Source organism: Bradyrhizobium sp. AZCC 2262, from assembly GCF_036924535.1.
GTDB lineage: Bacteria > Pseudomonadota > Alphaproteobacteria > Rhizobiales > Xanthobacteraceae > Bradyrhizobium.
Genome location: NZ_JAZHRT010000001.1, coordinates 8,548,394 through 8,571,795, shown reverse-complemented (window position 1 = coordinate 8,571,795; position 23,402 = coordinate 8,548,394). Strand labels below are relative to the sequence as shown.

18 protein-coding genes are annotated in these 23,402 nt (G+C 61.6%); 7 read left to right on the top strand and 11 right to left on the bottom strand.

All coding sequences use genetic code 11. The features are described 5' to 3' along the window. The first annotated feature begins 325 nt into the window (after positions 1 to 325). Complete coding sequence (locus V1283_RS40200; RefSeq protein ID WP_334392098.1) at positions 326 to 2,311, top strand: carbohydrate porin; 1,986 nt, start codon at positions 326 to 328, stop codon at positions 2,309 to 2,311. A gap of 165 nt (positions 2,312 to 2,476) precedes the next feature. Here the strand turns inward: V1283_RS40200 and V1283_RS40195 are convergent, their stop codons facing one another. The 4 genes from V1283_RS40195 to V1283_RS40180 form a co-directional block, all read right to left on the bottom strand. Further along, positions 2,477 to 3,784 carry a hemolysin family protein gene (locus V1283_RS40195; RefSeq protein ID WP_334392097.1) on the bottom strand — a complete coding sequence of 436 codons (1,308 nt, stop codon included), beginning with the start codon at positions 3,782 to 3,784 and terminating at the stop codon, positions 2,477 to 2,479. Positions 3,785 to 3,897: 113 nt separating this feature from the next. Continuing rightward, the gene (locus tag V1283_RS40190) at positions 3,898 to 5,529 is read right to left on the bottom strand and encodes an FMN-binding glutamate synthase family protein (RefSeq protein WP_334393344.1); all 1,632 of its coding nucleotides are present in this window, start codon (positions 5,527 to 5,529) and stop codon (positions 3,898 to 3,900) included. Positions 5,530 to 5,709: 180 nt separating this feature from the next. After that, positions 5,710 to 6,582, bottom strand: coding sequence for a patatin-like phospholipase family protein (locus V1283_RS40185; protein ID WP_334392096.1), 873 nt, complete (start codon positions 6,580 to 6,582; stop codon positions 5,710 to 5,712). 256 nt (positions 6,583 to 6,838) lie between these two features. Beyond that, positions 6,839 to 7,612, bottom strand: coding sequence for a ferredoxin--NADP reductase (locus tag V1283_RS40180; protein WP_334392095.1), 774 nt, complete (start codon positions 7,610 to 7,612; stop codon positions 6,839 to 6,841). Positions 7,613 to 7,901: 289 nt separating this feature from the next. Here V1283_RS40180 and V1283_RS40175 point away from each other — a divergent pair, with 289 nt between their 5' ends. Both V1283_RS40175 and V1283_RS40170 read left to right on the top strand, forming a co-directional pair. Next, positions 7,902 to 8,900, top strand: coding sequence for a hypothetical protein (locus tag V1283_RS40175; protein WP_334392094.1), 999 nt, complete (start codon positions 7,902 to 7,904; stop codon positions 8,898 to 8,900). Further along, positions 8,900 to 10,216 (top strand): bifunctional folylpolyglutamate synthase/dihydrofolate synthase, encoded by a 1,317-nt coding sequence (locus tag V1283_RS40170; RefSeq protein ID WP_334392093.1) that lies wholly within the window; start codon positions 8,900 to 8,902, stop codon positions 10,214 to 10,216. The genes V1283_RS40175 and V1283_RS40170 overlap by 1 nt, the downstream gene beginning before the upstream one ends. A 44-nt stretch (positions 10,217 to 10,260) precedes the next feature. On the opposite strand, the gene V1283_RS40165 is transcribed toward V1283_RS40170, so the two are convergent. Beyond that, entirely contained in the window at positions 10,261 to 11,415 is a 1,155-nt protein-coding gene (locus V1283_RS40165; protein WP_334390939.1) for an IS4 family transposase, read from the bottom strand. A 497-nt stretch (positions 11,416 to 11,912) separates the two neighbouring features. Then, positions 11,913 to 12,200 carry a hypothetical protein gene (locus V1283_RS40160; RefSeq protein ID WP_334392092.1) on the bottom strand — a complete coding sequence of 96 codons (288 nt, stop codon included), beginning with the start codon at positions 12,198 to 12,200 and terminating at the stop codon, positions 11,913 to 11,915. A 582-nt stretch (positions 12,201 to 12,782) separates the two neighbouring features. On the opposite strand from V1283_RS40160, the gene V1283_RS40155 reads away from it, so the two are divergent. From V1283_RS40155 to V1283_RS40145, 3 genes are all read left to right on the top strand, one after another. Then, positions 12,783 to 12,971 (top strand): hypothetical protein, encoded by a 189-nt coding sequence (locus tag V1283_RS40155; protein ID WP_334392091.1) that lies wholly within the window; start codon positions 12,783 to 12,785, stop codon positions 12,969 to 12,971. After that, a complete protein-coding gene (locus V1283_RS40150) occupies positions 12,958 to 13,239 on the top strand; it encodes a hypothetical protein (RefSeq protein ID WP_334392090.1) in 282 nt (93 codons plus the stop codon). The genes V1283_RS40155 and V1283_RS40150 overlap by 14 nt, the downstream gene beginning before the upstream one ends. A 93-nt stretch (positions 13,240 to 13,332) precedes the next feature. Continuing rightward, positions 13,333 to 13,914, top strand: coding sequence for a glutamate ligase domain-containing protein (locus V1283_RS40145; protein ID WP_334392089.1), 582 nt, complete (start codon positions 13,333 to 13,335; stop codon positions 13,912 to 13,914). Here V1283_RS40145 and V1283_RS40140 read toward each other — a convergent pair whose 3' ends face one another. Then, positions 13,915 to 14,838, bottom strand: a complete 924-nt coding sequence (locus tag V1283_RS40140) for an amino acid ABC transporter substrate-binding protein (protein WP_334392088.1) — start codon at positions 14,836 to 14,838, stop codon at positions 13,915 to 13,917. It lies immediately after the preceding gene. 12 nt (positions 14,839 to 14,850) lie between these two features. Continuing rightward, complete coding sequence (locus V1283_RS40135; RefSeq protein WP_334392087.1) at positions 14,851 to 16,140, bottom strand: dicarboxylate/amino acid:cation symporter; 1,290 nt, start codon at positions 16,138 to 16,140, stop codon at positions 14,851 to 14,853. Between the two features lie 214 nt (positions 16,141 to 16,354). On the opposite strand from V1283_RS40135, the gene V1283_RS40130 reads away from it, so the two are divergent. Beyond that, positions 16,355 to 17,356: an NADP-dependent oxidoreductase gene (locus V1283_RS40130; protein WP_334392086.1), complete on the top strand. Its 1,002-nt coding sequence runs from the start codon at positions 16,355 to 16,357 to the stop codon at positions 17,354 to 17,356. A gap of 134 nt (positions 17,357 to 17,490) precedes the next feature. Here V1283_RS40130 and V1283_RS40125 read toward each other — a convergent pair whose 3' ends face one another. The 3 genes from V1283_RS40125 to V1283_RS40115 all read right to left on the bottom strand — a co-directional run bounded on the left by V1283_RS40125 (position 17,491) and on the right by V1283_RS40115 (position 23,153). Next, positions 17,491 to 18,609 carry an amidohydrolase family protein gene (locus V1283_RS40125; RefSeq protein ID WP_334392085.1) on the bottom strand — a complete coding sequence of 373 codons (1,119 nt, stop codon included), beginning with the start codon at positions 18,607 to 18,609 and terminating at the stop codon, positions 17,491 to 17,493. A gap of 263 nt (positions 18,610 to 18,872) precedes the next feature. Further along, positions 18,873 to 22,037, bottom strand: a complete 3,165-nt coding sequence (locus V1283_RS40120; protein ID WP_334392084.1) for an efflux RND transporter permease subunit — start codon at positions 22,035 to 22,037, stop codon at positions 18,873 to 18,875. A 9-nt stretch (positions 22,038 to 22,046) separates the two neighbouring features. Further along, positions 22,047 to 23,153 (bottom strand): efflux RND transporter periplasmic adaptor subunit, encoded by a 1,107-nt coding sequence (locus V1283_RS40115; protein WP_334392083.1) that lies wholly within the window; start codon positions 23,151 to 23,153, stop codon positions 22,047 to 22,049. Positions 23,154 to 23,402: the final 249 nt, after the last annotated feature.

Genomic DNA, 23,402 nt, shown 5'->3' with positions numbered 1-23,402 from the left:
GGTCAACTTTTTTGAGGCAACGGCAGGCCCGCCAACCCCCAAAGCCCGGCGCATCCGTCGATGGCACGCCTGTTCGATGTTGCAGCCACGTCACTCAGCGATGCCATCTAGCTGTAGACGCAACCGCCTTTCTTGCTATTGCGAATTATTTGCAATAAGGATCGCGAGTAAATAGCGGGAACCCCGAGCTGATCGGGGACGGAACCGCAGGAATCCGATCGGGGCGACGGGGTTGATGACTTCATTTGTTGGGTGGCGGCAGGCATTCGAATCTGCCGTGATGGCAGGCAGCGACAGTATGCGTCGTACCGGGAATGTTCATGCTATGAACCGCAACCGCCGATCCCTGGCACTGGCCGGCGCCGCGTTCGGCGCGCTGGCGCTCGGCAGCCCGGCAATTGCGGGGGACATCCCCCTCAAGGCGCCCTACCTTCGTCCGGCGTTCGACTGGAGCGGCTTCTACATCGGCGGACATACCGGCTACGGCCGCGGTTCTTCGAGCGCGGTGCTGTCAGATCCGCTGCCAGTTTCGACCACCGGCAGCGTCTTCAGCGGCGTAATCGGTGGCGTACAGGGTGGCTACAATGTTCAGATGCCGTCAGGCCTGGTGCTCGGCGTCGAAGCCGACCTGACGTTTCCGAACTACATCATCTCGAACTCGATCATCTCCACGCTAACCGGCGCCCGCTCCGAGGTCGTCCACCAACTGGATTATGTAGGCACCGCGCGCGGCCGCATCGGCTACGCCAGCGGACACTGGCTCGTTTACGCCACCGGCGGTTTCGCCTTCGCCGGCGAGCGCTTCATCAATACCCCCGACGTCGGCCCCGACCAGAAGCACATCAACGTCCGCCCCGGCTGGGCGGCGGGCGCCGGCGTGGAATACGCCTTCGCGCCGCACTGGAGCGTCAGGGCCGAATATCTCTACACCCAGTTCGATCGCGCCAACGTTCGCTTTCCTTCGGGCGCGGAACACAGTTCGACGCTCGATTTCCAGCAGGTTCGCATCGGCCTCAACCGCAAGATCGACTGGCCGGGATCGAACAGCCGCACGCCGAAGACCGACCTGACCGATCCCGAATCCGACCGCTGGGAAATTCACGGCCAGACGACCTACCTGCCGCAAGGCTATCCGGGATTCCGTGCCCCCTATACCGGCACCAACAGTTTTACGCCGGCGCGGCAGGCGCAGGCGACCTGGAGCAACAGCCTCTATCTCAATGCAAGGCTCTGGGAAGGCGGCGAGGTCTATTACAATCCCGAACTGCTGCAGGGCTTTGGCCTGAACGACACGGTAGGCGCCGCCGGCTTTCCCAGCGGCGAGGCGCAGAAGTCCAACTTCCCCTACCCGCATTACAACACGTCGCGCTTGTTTCTGCGCCAGACCTTCGGCTTTGGCGGCGAGCAGGAAGAGCTGGCCAGCGGCCCGACCCAGCTGGGCGGCAAGGTCGACGTCAACCGGCTGACGATTCAGGCCGGCAAGTTCGCCGTGACCGACGTGTTCGACGGCAATTCTTACGCCAAGGACACCCGCAAGGACTTTATGAACTGGTCGATGTGGGCGCCCGGCGCGTTCGATTATTCAGCCGACAAGGTCGGGCTGTCCTATGGCGTCACCGCCGAGCTCAACCAGAAGCAATGGGCGGCGCGCGGCGGTTATTTCCTGATGCAGGCCGTTTCGAACTCCAACGCCTTCGACACCAATGTAGGCCAGCGCGGCAGCTACGTAGGCGAACTGGAGCTGCGGTATTCGCTGTTCTCGCTGCCGGGAAAACTGCGCACCATCGGCTGGGTCAACAGTGCCTATGCCGGAAGCTACCGCGAGACGCTGGACAATCCAGCGCTCAATCTGGACATCGCGCAGACCCGCACCGGCCGCATCAAATACGGCTACGTCGTCAGCGTCGAGCAGACCCTGACCGACGACATTGGATTGTTCGGCCGCTGGAGCTGGAACAACGGCAAGACCGAGATCATGGCCTTCACCGACATCGACGCTTCGCTCTCGATGGGCACCTCGATCAAGGGCACCCGATGGGGCAGGCCCGACGACGTGATCGGCATCGGCGGCGCGATCAACGCGCTGTCACGCGACCATCGCGACTTCATCGCGGCCGGCGGGCTCGGCGTTCTGATCGGCGACGGCCAGCTCAACTATCGCAAGGAGCGCATCCTGGAGACATACTATGCGTACGCGCTCACCAAACAACTGACGCTGACCGCGGACTACCAGTTGATCACCAACCCCGCCTATAACGCCGACCGCGGCCCGGTCCACGTCTTCTCCGGCCGCTTCCACGGCGAGTTTTAGAGGTTCTTCGTCGTCCCTGCGAAAGCAGGGACCCATAACCACCGGCCAAAATTGTATTGCAATGGCGTCTGCCACTCTGCCTTATAGATAAATCACGCGGTATGGGTCCCTGCGTTCGCAGGGACGACGTCGGGCGATGCGCGCTCGTCCGGGCTACACAACCGCTCAAGTGTTTGCCTGAACCGACGTCTCACTGATTCTCGTGGCCAGCAGCTTGTCGATGCGCCGGCCATCGAGATCGACGATCTCGAAGCACCAACCCTCTACCTCGATGCGATCGCCGACATCGGGTATCCGGCCGAACTGGCTGAGCAGAAAGCCTGCCACCGTCTGGTAGTGGCGGGACGCCGGCAATTCGAACCGGAGCAGCGAAGCAAACTCGACGGCGGACATCCACCCCGAGATCAAATACGACCCGTCGTCGCGCCGGACGGCCGCCGCTTCCGGCGGCCCCTCTTCCGTGTGAAAGCCACCGACGATCGATTCCAGGATATCCGCACTGGTCACCACGCCCTGGAACGCGCCATATTCATCATGGACCAGCCCCATATGGACGGTGGAATCGCGCAGGATGGCGACGACGTCCCGCGCATCGAGAAATTCCGGAATGACCGGCGCCGGCCGCACCAGCTTGGCGATGTCAGGCGTCTGCTCCGACAGATAGCAGTCCAACATGTCCTTGGCCTTGACGATCCCGACCGCGGCATCGGCAGCAAGGTCGAAAACCACAAAATGGGAATGGTTGCTGGCAGCCAGCGTGGATCGGATCGTTTGCAGGCTGTCGGCCAGATTGATCATGCTCACTTCGCGACGCGGTGTCATGACGGCACCGACCGGAAGATCGCCAAGGCGCATGACGCCCGCGATCATTTCCTTTTCACCCGGTTCGAGCACGCCGGCATTCTCGGCTTCGACGACAAGGGTGCGAATTTCATCCTCGCTGACTTTCTCGCTCGTCCCGCCGCGGTGACCGAGCAGCCACAACAATGCCTTGCCCGATCGATCGAGAAGCCAGACGGCTGGTGACGAGACCTTTGCAAGCATCATCATGTAGGGAGCCACCCGCACCGCCACCGATTCAGGATCGCGCAAGGCAATCTGCTTGGGGACGAGTTCGCCGATGATGAGCGACGCATAAGTGATCGCGGTCACGACGGCCCCGACGCCGATGGCGTCGGCCACGCCTTGCGACCATCCGACCGCGGTCAGCAGGTTGGTCAGCCGCAGGCCAAGCGTGGCACCCGAAAACGCACCCGACAGCACGCCGATGAGCGTGATGCCGATCTGTACCGTGGAGAGAAATTTTCCGGGATCGGATGCCAGCGACAGCGCGCGGCGGGAGCCTTTGATGTTTCTTTCGGCCATCGCCGCAAGCCGTGCCGGTCGCGACGACACAATGGCCAGTTCCGACATGGAAAGCAGGCCGTTGGTGACAATCAGGATCGTCACGATCCCGAGTTCGAAGTAGAGCATTATCGCTTTCTTGCGGGTTCCATTCCAGCGCGCCAGAGAAGCTGCGCCAGAAGAACCTTACCAGAAAGCGATGCCGCCGAATTCAAGAGAGCGTGGGGAAAACCGCTAGGATTTTACCCTACCGGCTGGAACGAATCCGCGCGTGCCATCGCCCAGGCGTCGCGGAAGCGCGGATCCTGGGTGCCTTCGATCAACTCGCCCGGCCGCAGCGACGGATAGAGTTTTGCAAATGACATCACCTCGGTGCTCGACGTTCGCTTCGAGAAGTGGATCGGCCGCAGTTGTTGCGGGTGTTCGAGGCCGGCGGCGGCGAGAAGCTCGGACAGCGCGTGCAGGGTGGCGTGATGGTACATGTAGACCCGCTCGGTCTTGAGTGGCACCACCAGCGCTCGCGCCCGGGAGGGATCCTGCGTGGTCACGCCGGTCGGACAGCGATCGGTGTGGCAGCTCAAGGACTGGATGCAGCCGAGAGCGAACATGAAGCCGCGCGCGGAATTGCACCAGTCGGCGCCGATCGCCATGGCGCGGGCCATGTCGAAGGCGGTCGCGATCTTGCCGGCGGCGCCGATCTTGATGCGGTCACGCGCATTGATGCCGATCAGCGCGTTGTGGACGAAACTGACGCCCTCGCGCATCGGCATGCCCAGATGATCCATGAACTCCAACGGCGCCGCGCCGGTGCCACCCTCATTGCCGTCGACGACGATGAAGTCAGGATAAATGCCGGTCTCCAGCATCGCCTTGCAGATCGCCAGGAATTCCCAGGGGTGGCCGATGCACATCTTGAACCCCGCCGGCTTGCCGCCCGACAGCCTGCGCATCTCGGCGATGAATGCCATCATCTGCAGCGGCGTTGAAAACGCGCGGTGGGTGGCCGGCGAAATGCAATCCTCGCCCATCGGCACGCCCCTGATCTTGGAAATCTCCTCGGACACCTTGGCCGCCGGCAGCACGCCGCCATGGCCGGGCTTGGCGCCCTGGCTGATCTTGAGTTCGACCATCTTGATCTGGTCGTCGGTCGCGATGCGCGCGAACTCCTCGGGGTTGAACGTGCCGTCCCGGTTGCGGCAGCCGAAATAGCCGGAGCCGATCTCCCAGATGATGTCGCCGCCGTTTTCGCGATGATAGGGGCTGACACCGCCCTCACCGGTGTCATGCGCGAAGCCGCCCTTCCTGGCGCCGGTGTTCAGCGCGCGCACGGCGTTGGGGCTGAGCGCGCCAAAACTCATCGCCGAGATGTTGAAGACCGACGCCGAATACGGCTTGGCGCAATCCGGGCCGCCGATGGTGACGCGGAATTCCGCGCCGCTAAGAGCCTTCGGCGCCACCGAATGATGCAGCCATTCGTAACCCTCACGATAGACGTCTTCCTGGGTACCGAACGGCCGCTTGTCGAGCTGCATCTTGGCGCGCTGATAGACCAGGGCGCGGGTATCGCGGGAGAACGGCATGCCGTCCTTCTCGCTCTCGAAGAAGTATTGCCGCATCTCCGGCCGGATCTCTTCGAGCAGGAAACGGATATGCGCCGAGATCGGATAGTTGCGCAGAACGGCATGATTCTTCTGCACGAGATCGCGAATGCCTAACAATGTAAGGGCGCCGAAGATCACAACCGGGATCAGCAACACCTCCCACACCTTGTGGTTATGGTCGAAAATCCCGATACCGATCAGCAGGGCGGTTACGACGGCGCAAATCGTCAGCACGATGTAGCGTGGCGAGAACGGCAGCAGCAGCGTTTCCATAGAACCCTCAGCCAAATTATTCTTCAAATTATTCTTGCCGGCCCGCAGCTTAGTCCAACCGATGCGGCAAGCCCATACGATATACGGGCCGGCGATCGCGGATGTGACAACGGGCGGCAAAATATTTGCGGGTTCGGTCGCGCGCTTTTGCAGTGCAGCGTAATGGCCGGCGCCCGCCATTCAGTGGCTGTGCAACCGCATCTCGTGGGGAATCTTGCCTTGCTGCAGGCCGTGCTGGGCCAGCCAGGCGTTGGTGGAGAGAATGGCGCGGTCGATATGATCGGCGGTTCGCGAGAAATCGTAGGGTGAGCCCACCAGTGGGCATAGCGGCGGCACCACGAAATACTCGATATCGGGCGCAAGCGTTTCGAGCTCGCTGACCAGTTGCCGCGCGATCAGGAGGGTGAGCGCGTGCAGCGCGTTGGCGAGCGCTCCAACCGGCGGCGTCTGGTTCGCGCAGGCGTGCCCGGTCGGCAGGATGATCAGGCGCCTAGCGCCCATCTTCACGGCGACGTGTATCGGCGTGTTGCTGGAGATCGCGCCGTCGGCGAGATAATGGTCCCGGTAACGGATCGGCGAAAACGCGCCCGGGATCGCGGTGGACGCAACGACCGCCTCCGCCGTGGAGCCTTCCGACAACACCACGCTGTCGCCGGAGACGATGTCGGTGGTGACGATATGCACCGGCAGCTTCGCCTCCTCCAGATTGCGATAGGGGATGTGATCCTCGATCAGCTTGCGGATGCCGTCATGGGGGATCAGGAAATCGCGGCGCCACAGAAAACTCAGCACGGTCCGCCAGCTCATCGGAAAGACGTCTTGCCGCTGCAGTCCGCGCCAGACAGCAGCGAGCCGCTGCACGCCATCGAGCGTGGGATCGCCGGCATAGAACGCGCCGTTCAGGGCGCCAACGCTGCAGCCGACCACCATGTCCGCGGCGACGCCGTGGGCGGCGAGCGAATGCAGCATGCCTACCTGAATGGCCCCAAAACTGCCGCCGCCCGCAAACACAAAGGCGGTCTTTGCCGGACCGATCTCGTCGCGTACCGACACGCACACACTCCCTTATCGCCCGCCTCGGCAACAGGCCGCGCGACGTGTGGGCGGGTTATAACAGTGAGGGAACGGGGTGGGCTACTGGGACTGCGAACGACCATCTATCGACCCGTCGTCCCTGCGAACGCAGGGACCCATAACCACCGATCTCCGTTGTTGCGCAGGGGGTAGCTCCAACCTGCCCAAAACATCTGCCTGTGGCCATGGGTCCCGGCTCAAGGCCGGGACGACAAAGGATAAAGCTGCGATCGCCTCAGCGCTCCACGAACGCCTTTTCGATCACGAAATGGCCGGGCGTGTTGTGGCTGCCTTCGAGGAAGCCGCCGGACTCGAACATCTGCTTCAACTCATCCAGCATGCCCGGGCTGCCGCACATCATGATGCGGTCGGTCTCGATATTGAGCGGCGCCTGGTGAATGTCGTTGAACAACTGCTCGGACGAGATCAGGTCGGTGATCCGGCCGCGGTTGCGGAACGGCTCGCGGGTCACCGTCGGGTAATACAAAAGCTTCTCGGACAGCAGTGGTCCGAACAGGTCGTCCTCGCGCAGCTTGGCAACGAGTTCCTCGCCATAGGCAAGTTCGGAAACCTGACGGCAGCCGTGAACGAGCACGATGCTCTCGAACCGTTCATAGACGTCGGGGTCCTTGATCAGGCTGGCGAACGGCGCCAAACCCGTGCCGGTCGACAGCAGCAGCAGACGCTTGCCCGGAATCAAATTGTCGGTGATCAGCGTGCCGGTCGCCTTGCGGCCGACTAGGATCTCGTCGCCCTCGCGGATCTTCTGCAGCTTCGAGGTCAGCGGCCCGTCCGCAACCTTGATGGAGAAAAACTCGAGTTCTTCCTCGTGATTGGCGCTCGCCATGCTGTAGGCACGCAGCAGCGGCCGGCCCTCGACCTCGAGGCCGATCATCGCAAACTGCCCGTTCTGGAAGCGGAAACCGGAATCCCGCGTGGCCCGGAAGCTGAAAAGCGTATCGGTCCAGTGGCGAACAGAAAGAACCTTCTCTCTATAGAATGCGCTCATGGGTTTTCGTTTTTCCTGACGTCTCGATGTAGAACGTTTCGGTTTTCGGGCCTAGAAGTGCCAAAAATCAGCAAAATCACCGGCGATTTCGCGCTTCATTTGCGCACGGCACACACATAGTCAATATGACCTGCAGCACAATTGAGAACTCGGAATGGCTGTCGGTCTAATTTGCAAAAAGGTTCGATCGGCTTCGTTAACGCTTTATCGCGCAATTAACTTGCTGAATTCGGCATCGATCTGGCAATAAATGACCACGCCGAATTAAGAACGTTTCAAAAGAGATCGCATGCGAAGCCTGGGTGAGTTTCGAAAGGGAAAACCGGGCTTTTATCCGGACCAATCGGTCTATGCGGAATTTGCCTGCGCCGAATTCGGACTGGAATTTCGCGACCTCGACGGCGGGTCGGGACTGCTGTTCAGCGTCGCCTCGCGCGACAGGCTGCTGCATTTCGGCGCCGGCCGATGCTCCTGGTATCCGCAGAACAGCGCCACCGCTTCGACGCTGGCGTCCGACAAGCACTTTGCCAGCAGGATTCTGCGAGAAGCCGGCGTGCCGGCGCTCGGCGGCGAATACTTCTTCCTGCACGACCGCCACCGCGCGCATCGTCCGGCGGGACATGAGCGCGGCGACGCGATTTCCTGTTTCAAGACATTGGGCGGAGCAGCCTTCGTCAAACCGCTCACGGGGTCGCGCGGCGACTTCGCGCAAGCCGTTCACGGCGAAGCCGCGCTGGTTCGGTATTTCGATGACGTCGTAAAGTATTATGACGCCATCCTGATCCAGCCGATCGTCGAAGGGACAGAGTATCGCGTTTTCCTGCTCGACGATGACGTGCTCTATAGCGCACGAAAATATCGGCCGTCCGTCGCAGGCGATGGCGTGCACACTGTCCGCGAACTGCTCGCCGCCCATAACGACACCTTGCGCGCCCGCGGCCTGTCCCCTGCTTCGCTGCCGAACAATGATCCATCGCTCGATGCCGTCCCGGCAAAGGGCGAACGCCGCGAAATTCCCGGACGGATGAATCTGAGCGCGGGAGGCACGATGGTGCTGGCGGAAGCACCGTCGGAAGAAGCCATCGCGCTGGCGCGGCGGGCCGCCCGTGCAACCGGACTTCGCGTCGCAGCCATCGACATGTTCGTCGATATCGGCGGCAAGCCGGACACCGTCGAGATCATCGAGGTCAACTCCAACCCGTCGATCCGGCTGCTGGAGGATTCCAGTCGCGGCGATCTCATTCTGAAGATCTGGCATCACACCTTCTCCGCGATGGGAATGCTGTGATGTTCGACCTGCCGAAATACGGCGATGGGATCTGCCTCGCGCGCATGGCCGGATTGCTCGAAGCACTCGGAATCGACCGCGCGCGGCTGCAGCGCATCTCGGTGGTGGTGACCGGCTCGAACGGCAAGGGCAGCACGGCGGCGATGTGCGCCGGTATCGGCCGGGCCTATGGCCTGCGCACCGGCCTGTTCACGTCGCCGCATCTCCTGCGTTTCAACGAACGGATTCAGCTCGATGGCGTCGAGATCGACGACGACGCGCTCGCTCGCCTGAAACGGCGGGTCGAAGCCGCCATCGCCACCGTATCGAACAGCATGGGCGAGCAGTTCGGCGCGTTCGAAGCGCTGTTCGCGCTCGCCTGCCTGCACTTCCAGGAGAGCGGCTGCGACTTCGCGGTGTTCGAGGCCGGCATCGGCGGACGCTACGATCCGGTCCGCCTCGTCGGCGCGCACGAGACTTGCGTCACGTCGGTCGATTACGAGCATGTCGAACTGCTCGGCAATTCGCTTGAACTGATCGTATCGGACAAGAGCGACGCCTGCGCCGCCGGCGGCACGATCGTCTATGGCGAAAACTGCCGGGACCTGCGGCCGCATCTCGCCGAGTATAATCGCGGGCGCGGCTGCACGCCGCTGTTCATCCGCGATGATATCCGTATCGATAACGGAGTGACGGCGGCGTCAGGCCAGCATTTCGATTTCCAGTTCGGATACCACGATTTTCGCTGCCTCGAAGTGAACCTGCCCGGCGCGTTCCAGTTCAACAACGCGGCCATCGCCGCCACGCTCTTTCTATTGTGGCTGCAACGCGAGCGGTCGCGCAAGGCTCCCGACCGGATCGAAGCCGCTGTCCGGGCGGGTCTGCGCGACACGCGATGGCCCGGCCGGCTCGAAGTCATCAAGCAGGACCCGCTTACCGTGATTGATGTCGGCCACACTCCGGACAGCATCCGTCAATCGCTCGCAAGCCTCACGGCGCTTCATGGCGCCGATGATTGGATCCTCGTCACCGGCGCATCGCGCGACAAGAAGGCGGAAGAAATCATCGGCGCGCTGGCGCCGTCGTTCGATACGATCATCTGCACGGCGGCACATCACAAAGGAGCGGACGCGCAACGCATCGCCGCCGCAGCCGCGCGCGCCAACCCCAAGGCGGTTATTCGTCCCGCCGCGGCGATCGAGGATGCGGTGCGGCTCTCGCAGGAATTGGCCAAGGCCGAGCGGCGAAGAATTTACGTGGCCGGCGGCCTGTTCCTGGCTATTGAGTATGCGACGATCGCGAAAGGCGGCAGCGCGGAAGATTTGAAATTCTTCTGATCATTCCTCCGTCATGCCCGGGGTTGTCCCACGGCTGTTCCGGTTCATGGGAAGTATAGTCCGAGTTTCAGCTGATTTGAGTTTATCGGGATTGGCTGCAGGGGTTCGAGCAAACCGTTGATCGGGCGTCTGTGCATGAGATTGGCGCGGACGAGCCGGGCAAATTCGAGGGGGCTGTGTACCGTTTTTTGAGCGAGCTGCGCCATGCGCAAGATGAGAAAGGCGATCAGGGCGATGGCGATCTGAATGCGGACTGCATTCTCGGAGATCCCAATGAAGTGCCTGATTCGAAGCGTCTGCTTGACCCAGCGGAAGAACAATTCGATCTGCCAGCGCTGTTTATAAAGGTCTGCGATTTCTTCTGCCCGTGCGTCGAGATCATTGGTCACGATGCGCAACAGCTTTCCGGTGTCGATGATTACGGTGATCTCCCTGACCGGAACTTGCAGTGGATTCTTGCGGCTGTTGGCGAGCCGGGCCGGCAGATGACCGATGCGGTCGTTCACAATATTGCCGTTCTTGGGCGTGCGGTTCTCCTTTATCACGCTGAACGGAGTATTCTTCTTCAGCCGTGTCACGAAGCGGCAGCCGACCTCATCAAGCCCCGCCCACCAGCTATAATCGTAATAACCGAGGTCGTAGACGTAGGTTGCGCCCGGCTCGATCGGCATAGCTTTGGCGGCTGTGATGTCATTGACGTTGGCCGGCGTCACCGCAAAGTAAACCGGCCGGTCCGCATTAGGATCGTAGACGATATGCGCCTTGGCCCCGAACACATCGGCCGAAAATGTCGCCCAGTCCTCGCTCAGACTGGAGAGCCGAACACTGGTGGAATCAATGAGCCGGACCGCGTCTGCCGTGGCCCGCCGCAGCCCGCGATGCGCTTGCGGCAGCATCTGCGCGAACAACTCGCTGAACACTTGCCAAGCACGCTTCGAATTGGCATCCGACATCGTCGAACGCTTCACCGGCGCCGCCCCGACGTGATAAAGTCGCGTCTCGTGGCTCGCCATCCCGGTCACGACCTCCCGCAGGCTGGTCGAGCCGCTGAATTGCCCGTACAGCAGAGCTATGAACTGACGCTTCGTCGTCAACTTGCGCACCAACTGATCGGCTCCGTACTTCTCCACGATATGTTCGAACTTAGACCAAGGAACGTGCTTCGTTAGACTGTGAAATACGCTATTCTGATGCCGCATGGCGCGGACCTCCTTCGGTGTCTCGAACGTGTGCGAAGCGCTCAAAACACAGAAGAATCCACGTCATGCACCCTGTCCATAAAAATCGAACCGGACACCCGTGGGCTTGTCCCGGCCATGACAGCATCATATTCCTTGGAGGCTGCTAGTTAGGGTTTATCTCGTTCCCTAATATGATCTGCATCTGGCGCAAATAATATGCCCGCCTGCCTTGCCTGCGGTCACTTGGGCTCCTCCCACTACACGGACGCGCAGCGGGAAGAAAAGAGAAAATGCAGCGTTCGCCACAACAAGCGGCGGTGCATGTGCTCTGGCTACATTCGCAAACGGACGAGCAGCCTCCAGTCAACCAATTAATCGGACGCCTCCGCAAAAGGACATGCCGACGGCCGGAAACGGAGCTCGCTCCCCTCGCTCAATGCGCCCGCCTCACGAACACCAGCGTCGATATTGGAACGGCAGAGTCGTCGAATATGCCGCCGGCGTCACGTGAGCCGCTAATATCCTTCGTCTGGTAGTGCGGGCAGGGTCAGGATGTGGCGCTTCATTTCGCTGATCTGGTACTGCATGTCCATGAACTGCTGAAATTGCGAGTATAGCGCCTCCTTGCCGGAGCTGACCTGTGGTGCTGCTACCGGCGCGGTGCGAAACCAATTGAGCATCGCTGACCATTCGATGCTGTTCAGCCAATGGAAGAAACCCGCATTCGAGAGAGCATCTATCAGGTGTCCGAGACCATGGCAGAAGATGCCGAGCGCGACCAAGAACGGGATGATTAGGGGCATCGCGTGATCCCTCTTCAGTGATTCTAGGACGCACGAAGGGTACCCGATGCGCGGGTGATTCGTTCTGTGAATACCGGGGATTGCGTATTGGGGTTGGCTGTCCGAGGGAATCGGCCTATATTCCGGTCGCGTGCCTAGCGCTGCAGAGCCCATTGCAGCGAGGGTACGAAGACCACTACGGGTGCAGCTACGCCCGATGAACTAACAAGCTGCCGGGATGCCCCCGGTTCATGATCTTCCTGGTGCTCGCACGATGGCACCACGTGCAGTAGGGCCTCGGCTGCACAAGGGATGATCCCAACGTAATTGCCATGCTTTTGCGTGGCACGTAGGGACGTTCCTTATGAAGACCATCGGCTGGGCAGCAATCGTTTACTCCGTACATGACGCCTACACATTCGGCGCACTCGTCCTGCTGATCACGGGCGAGATCGCCGTGTCGTACGTCTCACACCGCCGGACATCACCCCGGCGCCGTTTACTTTCGTGAATTTATTGAGCGCGCGTTTACCCGAATTTTAACTATGTGAGCCTATGCTGATCATGCCGTAATCGATTTCTCCAGCAGTTTCAGAGGCATCCATGAGCGAATCAAACCGAAATGTCCAAAAATTTGACGTACAAACTTTGGACATCGTGAAAGGAGCACTGGCGAAAGGCCTGCACCGCCTAGTCGTGCGCACTCGCAAAGTCCGGATGAATTGGTGGACCGGCAACGTCGCCGCCGAGGAAACCGTCACCACGGTGGAGCCGACCGATGCTCGGCACTGATCTCCCGGCGTGGCGCAAGCGCCAGGGCTTCACGCAAGAGACGCTGATGATCGCGCTCGGTGTGAAATCCCGCCAGACCATCATCACTTGGGAGAAATCGACCGAGGAGTTGTCGAAGATGGTGCAACTCGCACTCCTCGCGATCGAGCACATCCCCGAGGCGCGGTTCTCTTACGGGCAGCGATTTGAAGACGCTCAGGCCGTCCGAAAATTCGTCTGGGCGGAGCGGGAGTATCCGGGCAAGGCTAATTCATCGCCTGCTGAATGAAGATGGCGTACTTGTTAGTGTCCGCACCGAGCCGGCGTATCAGGCCAGCATTTCGATTTCCAGTTCGGATACCACGATTTTCGCTGCCTCGAAGTGAACCTGCCCGGCGCGTTCCAGTTCAACAACGCGGCCATCGCCGCCACGCTCTTTCTATTGTGGCTGCAACGCGAGCGGTCGCGCAAGGCTCCCGACCGGATCGAAGCCGCTGTCCGGGCGGGTCTGCGCGACACGCGATGGCCCGGCCGGCTCGAAGTCATCAAGCAGGACCCGCTTACCGTGATTGATGTCGGCCACACTCCCGACAGCATCCGTCAATCGCTCGCAAGCCTCACGGCGATCCACGGCGCAGATGATTGGATCCTCGTCACCAGCGCCTCGCGCGACAAGAAGGCGGAAGAAATCATCGGCGCGCTGGCGCCGTCGTTCGATACGATCATCTGCACGGCGGCACATCACAAGGGAGCGGACGCGCAACGCATCGCCGCCGCAGCCGCGCGCGCCAACCCCGCCGCAAGCCTCCATGTCGCCGCCTCGATCGAGGAGGCGGTGCGCTTGGCCACGAAACTGGCCGCCGCGCATTCGCGAAGAATTTATGTCGCCGGCGGCCTGTTCCTGGCGATCGAATACGCAACGGCCACCCGCGGCGGCCGCCCGCAAGACCTGCATTTCTTCTGACTAGTTGCTTCCGTGCTTGTCGTCGAGCACCTTAAAGGCTTCCTCGAGTTGCGGCGAGATCGCGACGCCGAGCTTCTCGCCGGTCGGCAGCCGCGCGACGAACCACTTGTTGTAGAGCGGGATCAGGTCACGGCCCGAACCGAGCTTCTGGAAGGTGCGCTCGACCACGTCCTTCATCTGCGGCTCGCCCTTGCGGTACATGATGCCGTAGGGATCGTAGGACAGATATTCCCCGGTGACCTTGAATTTGTCCTGGGTCTTGTGCCGCGCGATCAGGCCGTAGAGCAGGATGTCGTCGGTCGCGAACGCGTCGGCCTTGCCGTCCGCCAGCATCTGATAGGATTGCTCATGGTCGGGCGATGTCACGATGTTCAGGCCGAGCGAGAATTTCTTGTCGATCGTGTGCATCGCCTGCTCGTTGGTGGTGCCTTTCGTCACCACCACGGTCTTGCCTTTCAGGTCCGTGGGCGCCGAGATGGTGGACGCCTTTGGCACCATCAACTTGGTGCCGGCCACGAACATTAAAGGCGAAAACGCCACCAGCTTGGCGCGTTCGGCATTCGCCGTGGTCGACCCGCATTCGAGGTCGATCTTGTTCTCGGTCACCGCCGGAATGCGGTCGTCCGAGGTCACCTTGACGTACTCGACCTTGAGGTTGGCGTCGTCGACCTCGACGCCGATCTCCTCGACGATCGCCTCGCAGAGTTCGAGGCTGTAGCCGATCGGCCGGTTGGAGTGGTCCAGGAACGAGAACGGCGGCGAGCTCTCGCGATAGCCGAGACGCACGACATGCGTCCGCTTGATGTTGGCGAGCGTGGGGCTCAGCCCTTCGCTCGCGGTCTGCGCCGACGCCGGGATCGCCAGCAGACATGCCGCCAGCAACATTACGCCAACCTCAGTCAGCCTCCTTGGGGACCGATGCATGCGGCTCTCCCCTCAATGCGCCGGCGCGACGGCGCCCGGAACGGCATCGGTGGGAACCACGTCATCCGGTCCGAGCTCATGCTCGGGCTTCAGCTCGCCCTCCCATTTCGCCACCACGGCGGTCGCCAGCGAATTGCCGATCACGTTGGTGGCGCTGCGCCCCATATCAAGGAACGTGTCTATACCCATGATCATCAGCAGGCCGGCTTCGGGAATGCCGAACTGGCTGAGCGTCGAGGCGATTACCACCAGGGACGCCCGCGGCACGCCGGCAACGCCCTTCGAGGTGATCATCAGCGTCGCCAGCATCGCCAGCTGCGTGCCGAGCGACATGTCGATATGGTAGGTCTGCGCGATGAAGATGCTCGCAAAGGTGCAATACATCATCGTGCCGTCGAGATTGAACGAGTAACCGAGCGGCAGCACGAAGGCCGAAATCCGCGACGAGGCGCCGAAGCGGTTGAGGCCCTCCAGCGTCTTCGGATAGGCCGCCTCCGACGACGCCGTCGAGAACGCGATCATCAGCGGTTCGCGGATCAATCGCAGCAAATGGCTGTATCGCGGACCGATCACGATGAAGCCGACCACGACCAGGATGCCCCACAGGATCATCAGCGACAGGTAGAAGCCGCCCATGAACACGATCAGTTTCCACAGCACGCCGAGACCGTTCTTCGACACGGTCGCCATGATCGCCGCCCACACCGCGATCGGCGCGAACAGCATCACATAGCCGGTCACCTTCAGCATGATATGAGCGAGATCGTCGATCAGCGACATGATCGGCTTGGCGCGCTCAGGCATCGCGCCGAGTGCCACCGCGAAGAACACGGCGAATACCACGATCTGCAGGATTTCGTTCTGCGCCATCGCATCCGCGATCGAGGTCGGGATCAGATGCGTCAGGAACTTCTCGATCGAGAACGCCGAGACCGGCAGGCCGGTCGATTGCGCCTTGTCGGGCAGCGTGCCGGGGAAGTTGGCGCCGGGCTGCAGCAGATTGACCATGACGAGGCCGAGCAGCAGCGAGACAAAGGAAGCGCTGACGAACCAGCCCATCGTCTTGGCGAACACGCGGCCGAGCTTCGAGCCCGAGCCCATATGGGCGATGCCGCCGACGAGCGTGGCGAACACCAAAGGCGCGATGATCATCTTGATCAGGCGCAGGAACAGCATGGCGATCAGGTTTACGTCGGCCGCGATTTCCACCCGGCTGTCGGGCATATAATTGAAGACAATAGTCCCCATCACGATGCCAAGCGCCATCGCGATCAGAATGTATTGCGTAAACCTGCTGGACATTTCTCGCACCCCCGTATTTCCGGCAACGACAAGTTTGGCAGATTTGAATGGGGACGCAACAAGCTTGCGGCATTTTGCACGCTTGCCAGAATGTTCCCGTTGTGGAAAGCGCGCGCGGCGATTAGCGTCCCCGCAGCGCACAATCTGTGCAGTTGATCGCTTCAAGCGCAGCCAACTGCATCAAGAACAATCACGGCCCAAGGGGAGACACGCCATGAACGACACCGTCAATCGCCAGATCCTGCTTGTGGAAAAGCCGAGCGGCAAACTCGGACCCGAGCACTTCAAGCTGACCAAGGGCACGGTGCCCGAGCCGAAGGACGGCGAGGTGCTGCTGCGGACGCGCTATATCTCGCTCGATGCCGCCAACCGGGCGTGGATGCACGGCGCTACCTACCGCGCCGCCGTCGAGGCCAACACCGTGATGGCCGGCGGCAGCATCGCTGAAGTCGTGTCGTCCAAGGCGCCGGGATTTGCGCCGGGCGATATCGCGTTCGGCGACACCGGCTGGCAGGATTATGCTGCGGTGCCAGCCAAGCATCTCACGAAGATGCCGCGGATGGAACCGATGACGCATCTGCTCAGCGTCTACGGCATCGCCGGCCTCACCGCCTATTTCGGTCTCCTGCATGTCGGCAAGCCCAGGGAAGGCGAGACCGTGGTGGTCTCGGCTGCTGCCGGCTCGGTCGGGTCGATCGTCGGGCAGATCGCGAAGATCAAGGGCTGCAACGTCATCGGCATCGCCGGCGGCAAGGACAAATGCCAGTGGCTGACGTCCGAACTCGGCTTCGACGCCGCGGTCGATTACAAGGACGGCGCCACCTTCAAGGCGCTGCGCGCGGCCGCCCCCAAGGGCATCGACGTCTATTTCGACAATGTCGGCGGCGACATCCTTGAAGCGTGCCTTTCGCTGATGAACAATCGCGGCCGCATCGCCTGCTGCGGCGCGATCTCGCAATACGACGGCGTGCCGTCGGCCCATGGCCCCCGCGGCGTACCCGGCCTGATCGTGGTGAAACGCCTCATCATGCAGGGCTTCATCGTGATGGACTATATGAATGAGAGCGCCGCCGCGCTGGCCGACCTGCAGTCCTGGGTCGCCTCGGGGAAATTGAAGGTGCAGGAGGACGTGATCGACGGGATCGAGAACACGCCGAAAGCCCTGATCGGCCTGCTCGCCGGCGAGAACCGCGGCAAGCGGATGGTGAGGGTGTGAGTTTTCCTCGTTCTCTTCCCGCTCCGAGGGGCAGGCCTTCAGTCGAGGTCGCTATCGAGGAACCGGCGCCAGCGACGACTTGCAGCTTCGCCGCTGGCGCTTTGGTCATTCCTTCCCCTTCCGGGAAGGAAGGATCATTGCTTCATCGTGCCTGTCCCGATCGTCTGGGCCTTCAGATCGAACAGTCTTTCCGCGGTGCGGCCGAGGATGTCTGCCTTTTCGTCGTCGCTCAGCGACGCCGACTCGAAAATATGGTCCACCGGCGCGAGCTGCCACGGATAGGGATAGTCGCTGCCCAGCACGATCTGGCTGGCGCCGACCTGGGCCACCAGATGACGGATCGCTTCCGGTGAGAAAATCAGGGAATCGAAATAAATCTGCTTGAGGTACTCGGTCGGCTTTTTCTTGAGCTGCACTGCCGGATTGCAGCCTTTGGGACCAACCAGGCAGGCATGGTCCGAACGATCGGCGTAGGAGGGCAGGAAGCCGCCGCCATGGGCCGCGATCACTTTCAGCCCGGGAAAGCGATCGAAGGTACCCTCGAAGATCAGATGAGAGAGCGCGATCGTCGTTGCCAACGGATTGCCTATTGTGTTGCCAAGCCAGCCGTCGCCGGAGAGTCGCTTGTTGAGTTCGGGTATGCCCTGCGGGTGAATGAACAGGGGCACGCCGAGTTCTTCCGCCTTAGCCCATACCGGATGGAATTTCGGATCGGAGAATTCGACGCCGTTGACGGAATCACCGATCGCGGCTCCCTTCAAACCCTGCTTCCTCACCGCGATGTCGAGTTCCTGCACCGCAAGATCGGGCGCCTGCAACGTCAGCGAAGCGAAACCGGCAAACCGGTCTGGCTTTGAGGCACAGAGCTCAGCCAGCTTTTCGTTCTGTATCTTCACTATCTGGCCGGCCAGGTCGCGCTCGCGGTCGTACCAGAACGGATTGATCGACAGCACCTCCATGTCGACGGCCTGCGCATCCATGGCGGCAAGCCGCTTGTCAATTTCGATGAAAGCCTCTTCGGCGCCGTTGACCGGTGGAAGCTGGACGGAGGCCGCTTGGGGACCGAGCAACGCGCCGGCTTCACGGAAGTGGCAGTGGGCGTGCACGTCGATCGTTCTGACCCGTTGTCCGCCAACCCTGACCGGCAGGGTCTGGCGGGCCTGCACGCTGCGTAGCAGACCGTAGCTACAGAAGACGACGCCGCCCGCGACAGCAGCGCCACCGGTCTTCAGAAAATTACGGCGGGTGGTCATGAAATTTCCTCCACTTTTTTCTCGTTTGTTTTTTCATTCTTCAAACAGCAGCCGGTGGACGGGCCGCGGTTTGGAACCAGACGCAGAAGTTGCAGCCTATACTGGTCCGTGCAGCCTGTCAGGATCTTATCTGTGAGACCGGTTTTGCATTGGGGTCCCGGGTCACGTCAGGCGACCTCAAATTGCAGAGGGACGCTGATCGATGGGCTGGAGAACACGCCGGCTCGCGCTTCGATTGGCCCGGACGGCGGACAAATCGTTGCCTAGTGCGCTGCGGGCGCCTGCGGCGCCGCCTGCCCCGCCTTCTTCACCTTGCGCTCCTTGAGCCAGTTCTCGAACCGCTGGATCACGACAAAGAACGTCGGCACAAACAGCACGGCCAGGCAGGTGGAGGCCAGCATGCCGGAGAATGCCGTGATGCCGATCGATTTCCGCGCATTGGCGCCGGCGCCGGTCGCGAGCACCAGCGGGAGCATGCCGAAGATGAAAGCAAACGACGTCATCAGGATCGGCCGGAACCGGGCTCGCGCCGCCTCGACGGCGGATTCCAGCAACGGCTTGCGATCGCGCACGTGCAGCTCCAGCGCCACCTCGACGATCAGGATGGCGTTCTTGGCCGACAGCGCGATCAACAGGATGATGCCGATCTGGGTATAGAGGTTGTTGTCGATCCGCAACCCAGTCAGCACGATCATCGGGCCGAGCAAGGACAGCGGCACCGCGAGAATCACCGATATCGGCGCGTACCAGCTTTCATATTGTCCGGCCAGCACGAGGTAGACCAGCAGCAGGGCCAGGCCGAACGCCCAGTAGATCTGGCCGCCGACGACCTTCTCCTGGTACGACATCGCGGTCCACTCGAAGCCCGTGCCGGGCGGCAGGGTTTTGGCGGCAATCTGCTCCATCAGATTCATCGACTGACCCGAGCTGTAACCCGTCGCCGGCAGGCCGATGATGGTTGAGGAAGGATAGAGATTGTACAGGCTGATCAGCGACGGGCCGACCGAGGGCGTGATCGTCGCCACCGTGCCGAGCGGAATCATGTCGCCATTGCTGTTGCGCACCATCATGTTTTGCATGTCGCGCGGCGTCAGGCGGAATTGCGCATCTGCCTGCGCATAGACCTGGAAGGTACGGCCGAACTTGTTGAACTGGTTGACGAAGGTCGAACCCATGTAGGACGACAGCGTCGAGAAGATCTGGTCGGTCGTGACATGCAGGGTCTGGGTCTTGATCCGGTCCACCTCGATGTCGAACTGCGGCACCGTCGCGCGGAACGGCGAACTCACCCGCTGCAGCGCGCTCTGTGTCGACGCATTGGCGACGACCGCGCCGGTGATCGCCTGCAACTTACTGAAATCGGAATTGCCGTCGCGGAGCTGGACCTGCATCGCAAAGCCGGCGGCATTGCCGATGCCCTGGATCGGCGGCGGCGGCACCACCAGGATCCGCGCCTCCTCGATGACGGATAGTTTTTCGTTCAATCCGACGAACAGCGAGCGCAGGTCCTCGCCCGGTCCCCGCGCACTCCACTCCTTCAGGATCAGATAGGCCACGCCGGCATTGGCGAGGCTCGAGGAATTGTCGAGCGCGGAAATGCCGGCAATGGTGATCACCTGATCGACGCCTGCCGTCTTGCTGGTGATCTCACTGACCCGGGTGAGCACATGCTGGGTCCGATCCAGCGCGGCGCCATCGGGCAATTGCACCGCCACCAGCAGATAGCCCTGGTCCTCGATCGGAATGAAGCCGGTCGGCACCCGCGACAGCCCATAACCGCTGATCGCGATCAGGATCAGCGCTGCGATCACCGACACATTGCTGTGCGCGACCAGCCGGCCGATCAGCCGGCTGTAGGCCGCCTCGACGCGGTTATAGACCGCATTGAAGCCGCGGTAGAAGAAGTTGCGCTGTTCCGGGGGCGCGGGCCGGCGCAGCCACAGCGCACACTGCGTCGGCTTCAGCGTCGCCGCATTGATGGCGCTGAGCAGCGCGGTCGCGGCAATCACCAGCGCGAATTGCGCGTACATCCGCCCGGTCAACCCCGGCAGGAAGGCCGAAGGCAAAAACACCGAGATCAACACCAGCGTGATGCCGATGATCGGCGCGAATAGCGCGTCCATCGCGCTGATCGCCGCGTCATGGCCGGACATGCCCTTCTCGATATTGTGGGCCGCGCCCTCGACCACGACGATGGCGTCGTCGACCACGATGCCGATCGCCAGCACGATCGCAAACAGCGTCGAGATATTGACGGTGAAGCCAAGCGCTGCCATGGCCGCGAAAGCGCCGATGATGGTCACCGGCACGGTCGTCGCCGGCACCAGCATTGCGCGCCAGTCCTGCAGGAAGATCAGGATCACGACCAGCACGAGAAGGCCCGCCTCGATCAAGGTCTTGTAGACCTCGTTGATCGACTCCGAGACGAACTTGGTGGTGTCGAACGGCGCGTCGTAAACCACATCCTGCGGAAACGCCTTCGCCAGCACCTCCATCTTCTTCTTGACGGCCTGCTCGACCTCGAGCGCATTGGCGCCGGGCGACTGGAACACGCCGATGCCGGTGGCCGGCTTGTTGTTGAGCGAAAAGATCTGGCTGTAGGTCTGGGCGCCGAGTTCGACCCAGCCGACGTCGTGCACACGCGTGACGTCACCGCTGGTGCCGGTCTTGACGATCACGTTTTCGAACTCGCTGGTGTCGTCGAGCCGTCCGCTGACATTCAGGGTATATTGAAACGCCTGTCCTGCAGGAGCCGGCGGCGCGCCGACCTGGCCCGCGGTGACCTGCTGGCTCTGTTGCTGGATCGCCGAAATAACGTCTTGCGGCATCAGGTTGCGCGCATACAGCTTGTTCGGATCGAGCCAGACCCGCATCGAATACTGGCCGGCGCCGAACACCGTGACGTTGCCGACACCGGGCAGACGCGACAGCTCGTCACGGATATTGATGGTGGCGTAGTTGCTCAGGAACAGACTGTCATAGGTCGATTTCGGCGACGTCAGCGTCACGAACAGCAGGATCGCCGTCGACTTCTTCTGCACGGTGACGCCCTGGCTCTGCACCGACTGCGGCAGCTGCGACAGCGCGCTCGACACCCGGTTCTGCACCAGCACCTGCGCGAAGTTGAGGTCGGTGCCGATCTTGAACGTCACCGTCAGCGAATAGGAACCGTCGGCGCCGCTGTAGGACTGCATGTACAGCATGTCCTCGACGCCGTTGACCTGCTGCTCGATCGGCAGCGCCACCGTGTCGATCACGGTTTTCGCGCTGGCGCCGGGATAGCGGGTGGTAACCTGAACCGTGGGCGGCACGACGTCGGGATATTGGGCAACCGCCAGCCGGAACAGGCAGACGCCGCCGATCAAGATCATCAGGATCGCGATGACGTTCGAGAGAACGGGCCGCTCGATAAAGAACTTCGAAATCATGGGCGGCTCCTACTGGGCCGCAGCCGGCTGCGCTTCGATTGTCTTCAGTTGCGGATCGACTTTCTGGCCGGGAATCGCGCGCAGCAGCCCGGCGGTGATAACGCGGTCGTCGGCCTTCAGGCCCTCCTCGATGACGCGCAGCCCGTCCTCCAGCGGCCCGGTTCGCACCTTGCGCTGCTCGACGATATTTTCACCGTTCACGACCAGCAGGTATCGTCCGGCCTGATCGCTGCCGAGGGCAACGTCGGGCACGAACAGCGCATTCTGCACCTGATCCACGGGGACGCGGACCCGGACGAAGAATCCCGGCAACAAGGTACGGTCCGAATTCGGCAGCACACCGCGCACCGGAAGCGTACCGGTCGACTGGTTAAGCGTTGCGGCCGCATAGTCGAGCCTGCCCTTGTGCGGAAAGCCGGTTTCGGTCTGCAGCCCGACCTCGACCGGCAACTGCCTGAGATCATCAGCCGTCAGCCCGCGCCGGCGGGCTTCCGCCCGGATCCGCAGCACGTCCTGTTCGTTGACGTTGAAATTCACCCAGATCGGATCGAGCGCCACGATGGTGGCGAGTTGCGTCGGCGACGAAGCACCGACGAGTTCGCCGACGGAAACGAGATGCGCGCTGACGACGCCGTCAAACGGCGCGGTCACATTGGTATAACCGTAATTGACCGCCGCAATCTTGGTATTGACCTGGGCCTGAAGCAGGCTCGCCTGCGCATTGTCGCGCGTCGAGGTGGAAGTATCCAGCGTTGCCTGGGAAACGGCTTGCCGCTGCACCAACTCCTGCTGGCGCTTGAAGTCCGCCTCGGCCTGCCTCACCGTTGCCTGAGCGCCTGTTTCCGCCGCCTGCGCCTGTTCGAGCTTCAGCTTGTAGGTATCCGGCTCGATCGTGAACAGCGACGTGCCTTCCTTCACAAAGGCGCCATCCTTGTAGTTGATCGATTGCAGAAAGCCCTGCACGCGCGCAACCAGATCGACATTCTTGATCGCGGCCGTATTGCCGGTCGCCTCCAGATAGCGCGTGAAAGACCGTTGTAGCGGCACCGCCACATCCACTTTCGCCGGCGGCGGCGGAACAAAAGTATTTTGTTCGCAGGCACTTAACATACCCATCGCGGCGATTGCGAATGCCGCGCGCCGGACCGAAGCGGCTCCCTGTCCGATGGTGCGGTGTGGACTCAGGCGTGCAGGCGAACGCATCGGCTTCATTTTTCGTGCCTCAATTGGGTTGTTCAGAAAAATGTCTATTCAGAAATCGGCGTTCGGCGCCACCCCATGAAAATAGCAACAATCCGCTTGCAGTGAAACCCGAAAGCGAAAATGATGCGGGCCGTTAGAATTTTTACTGTGAAATTTCACTGC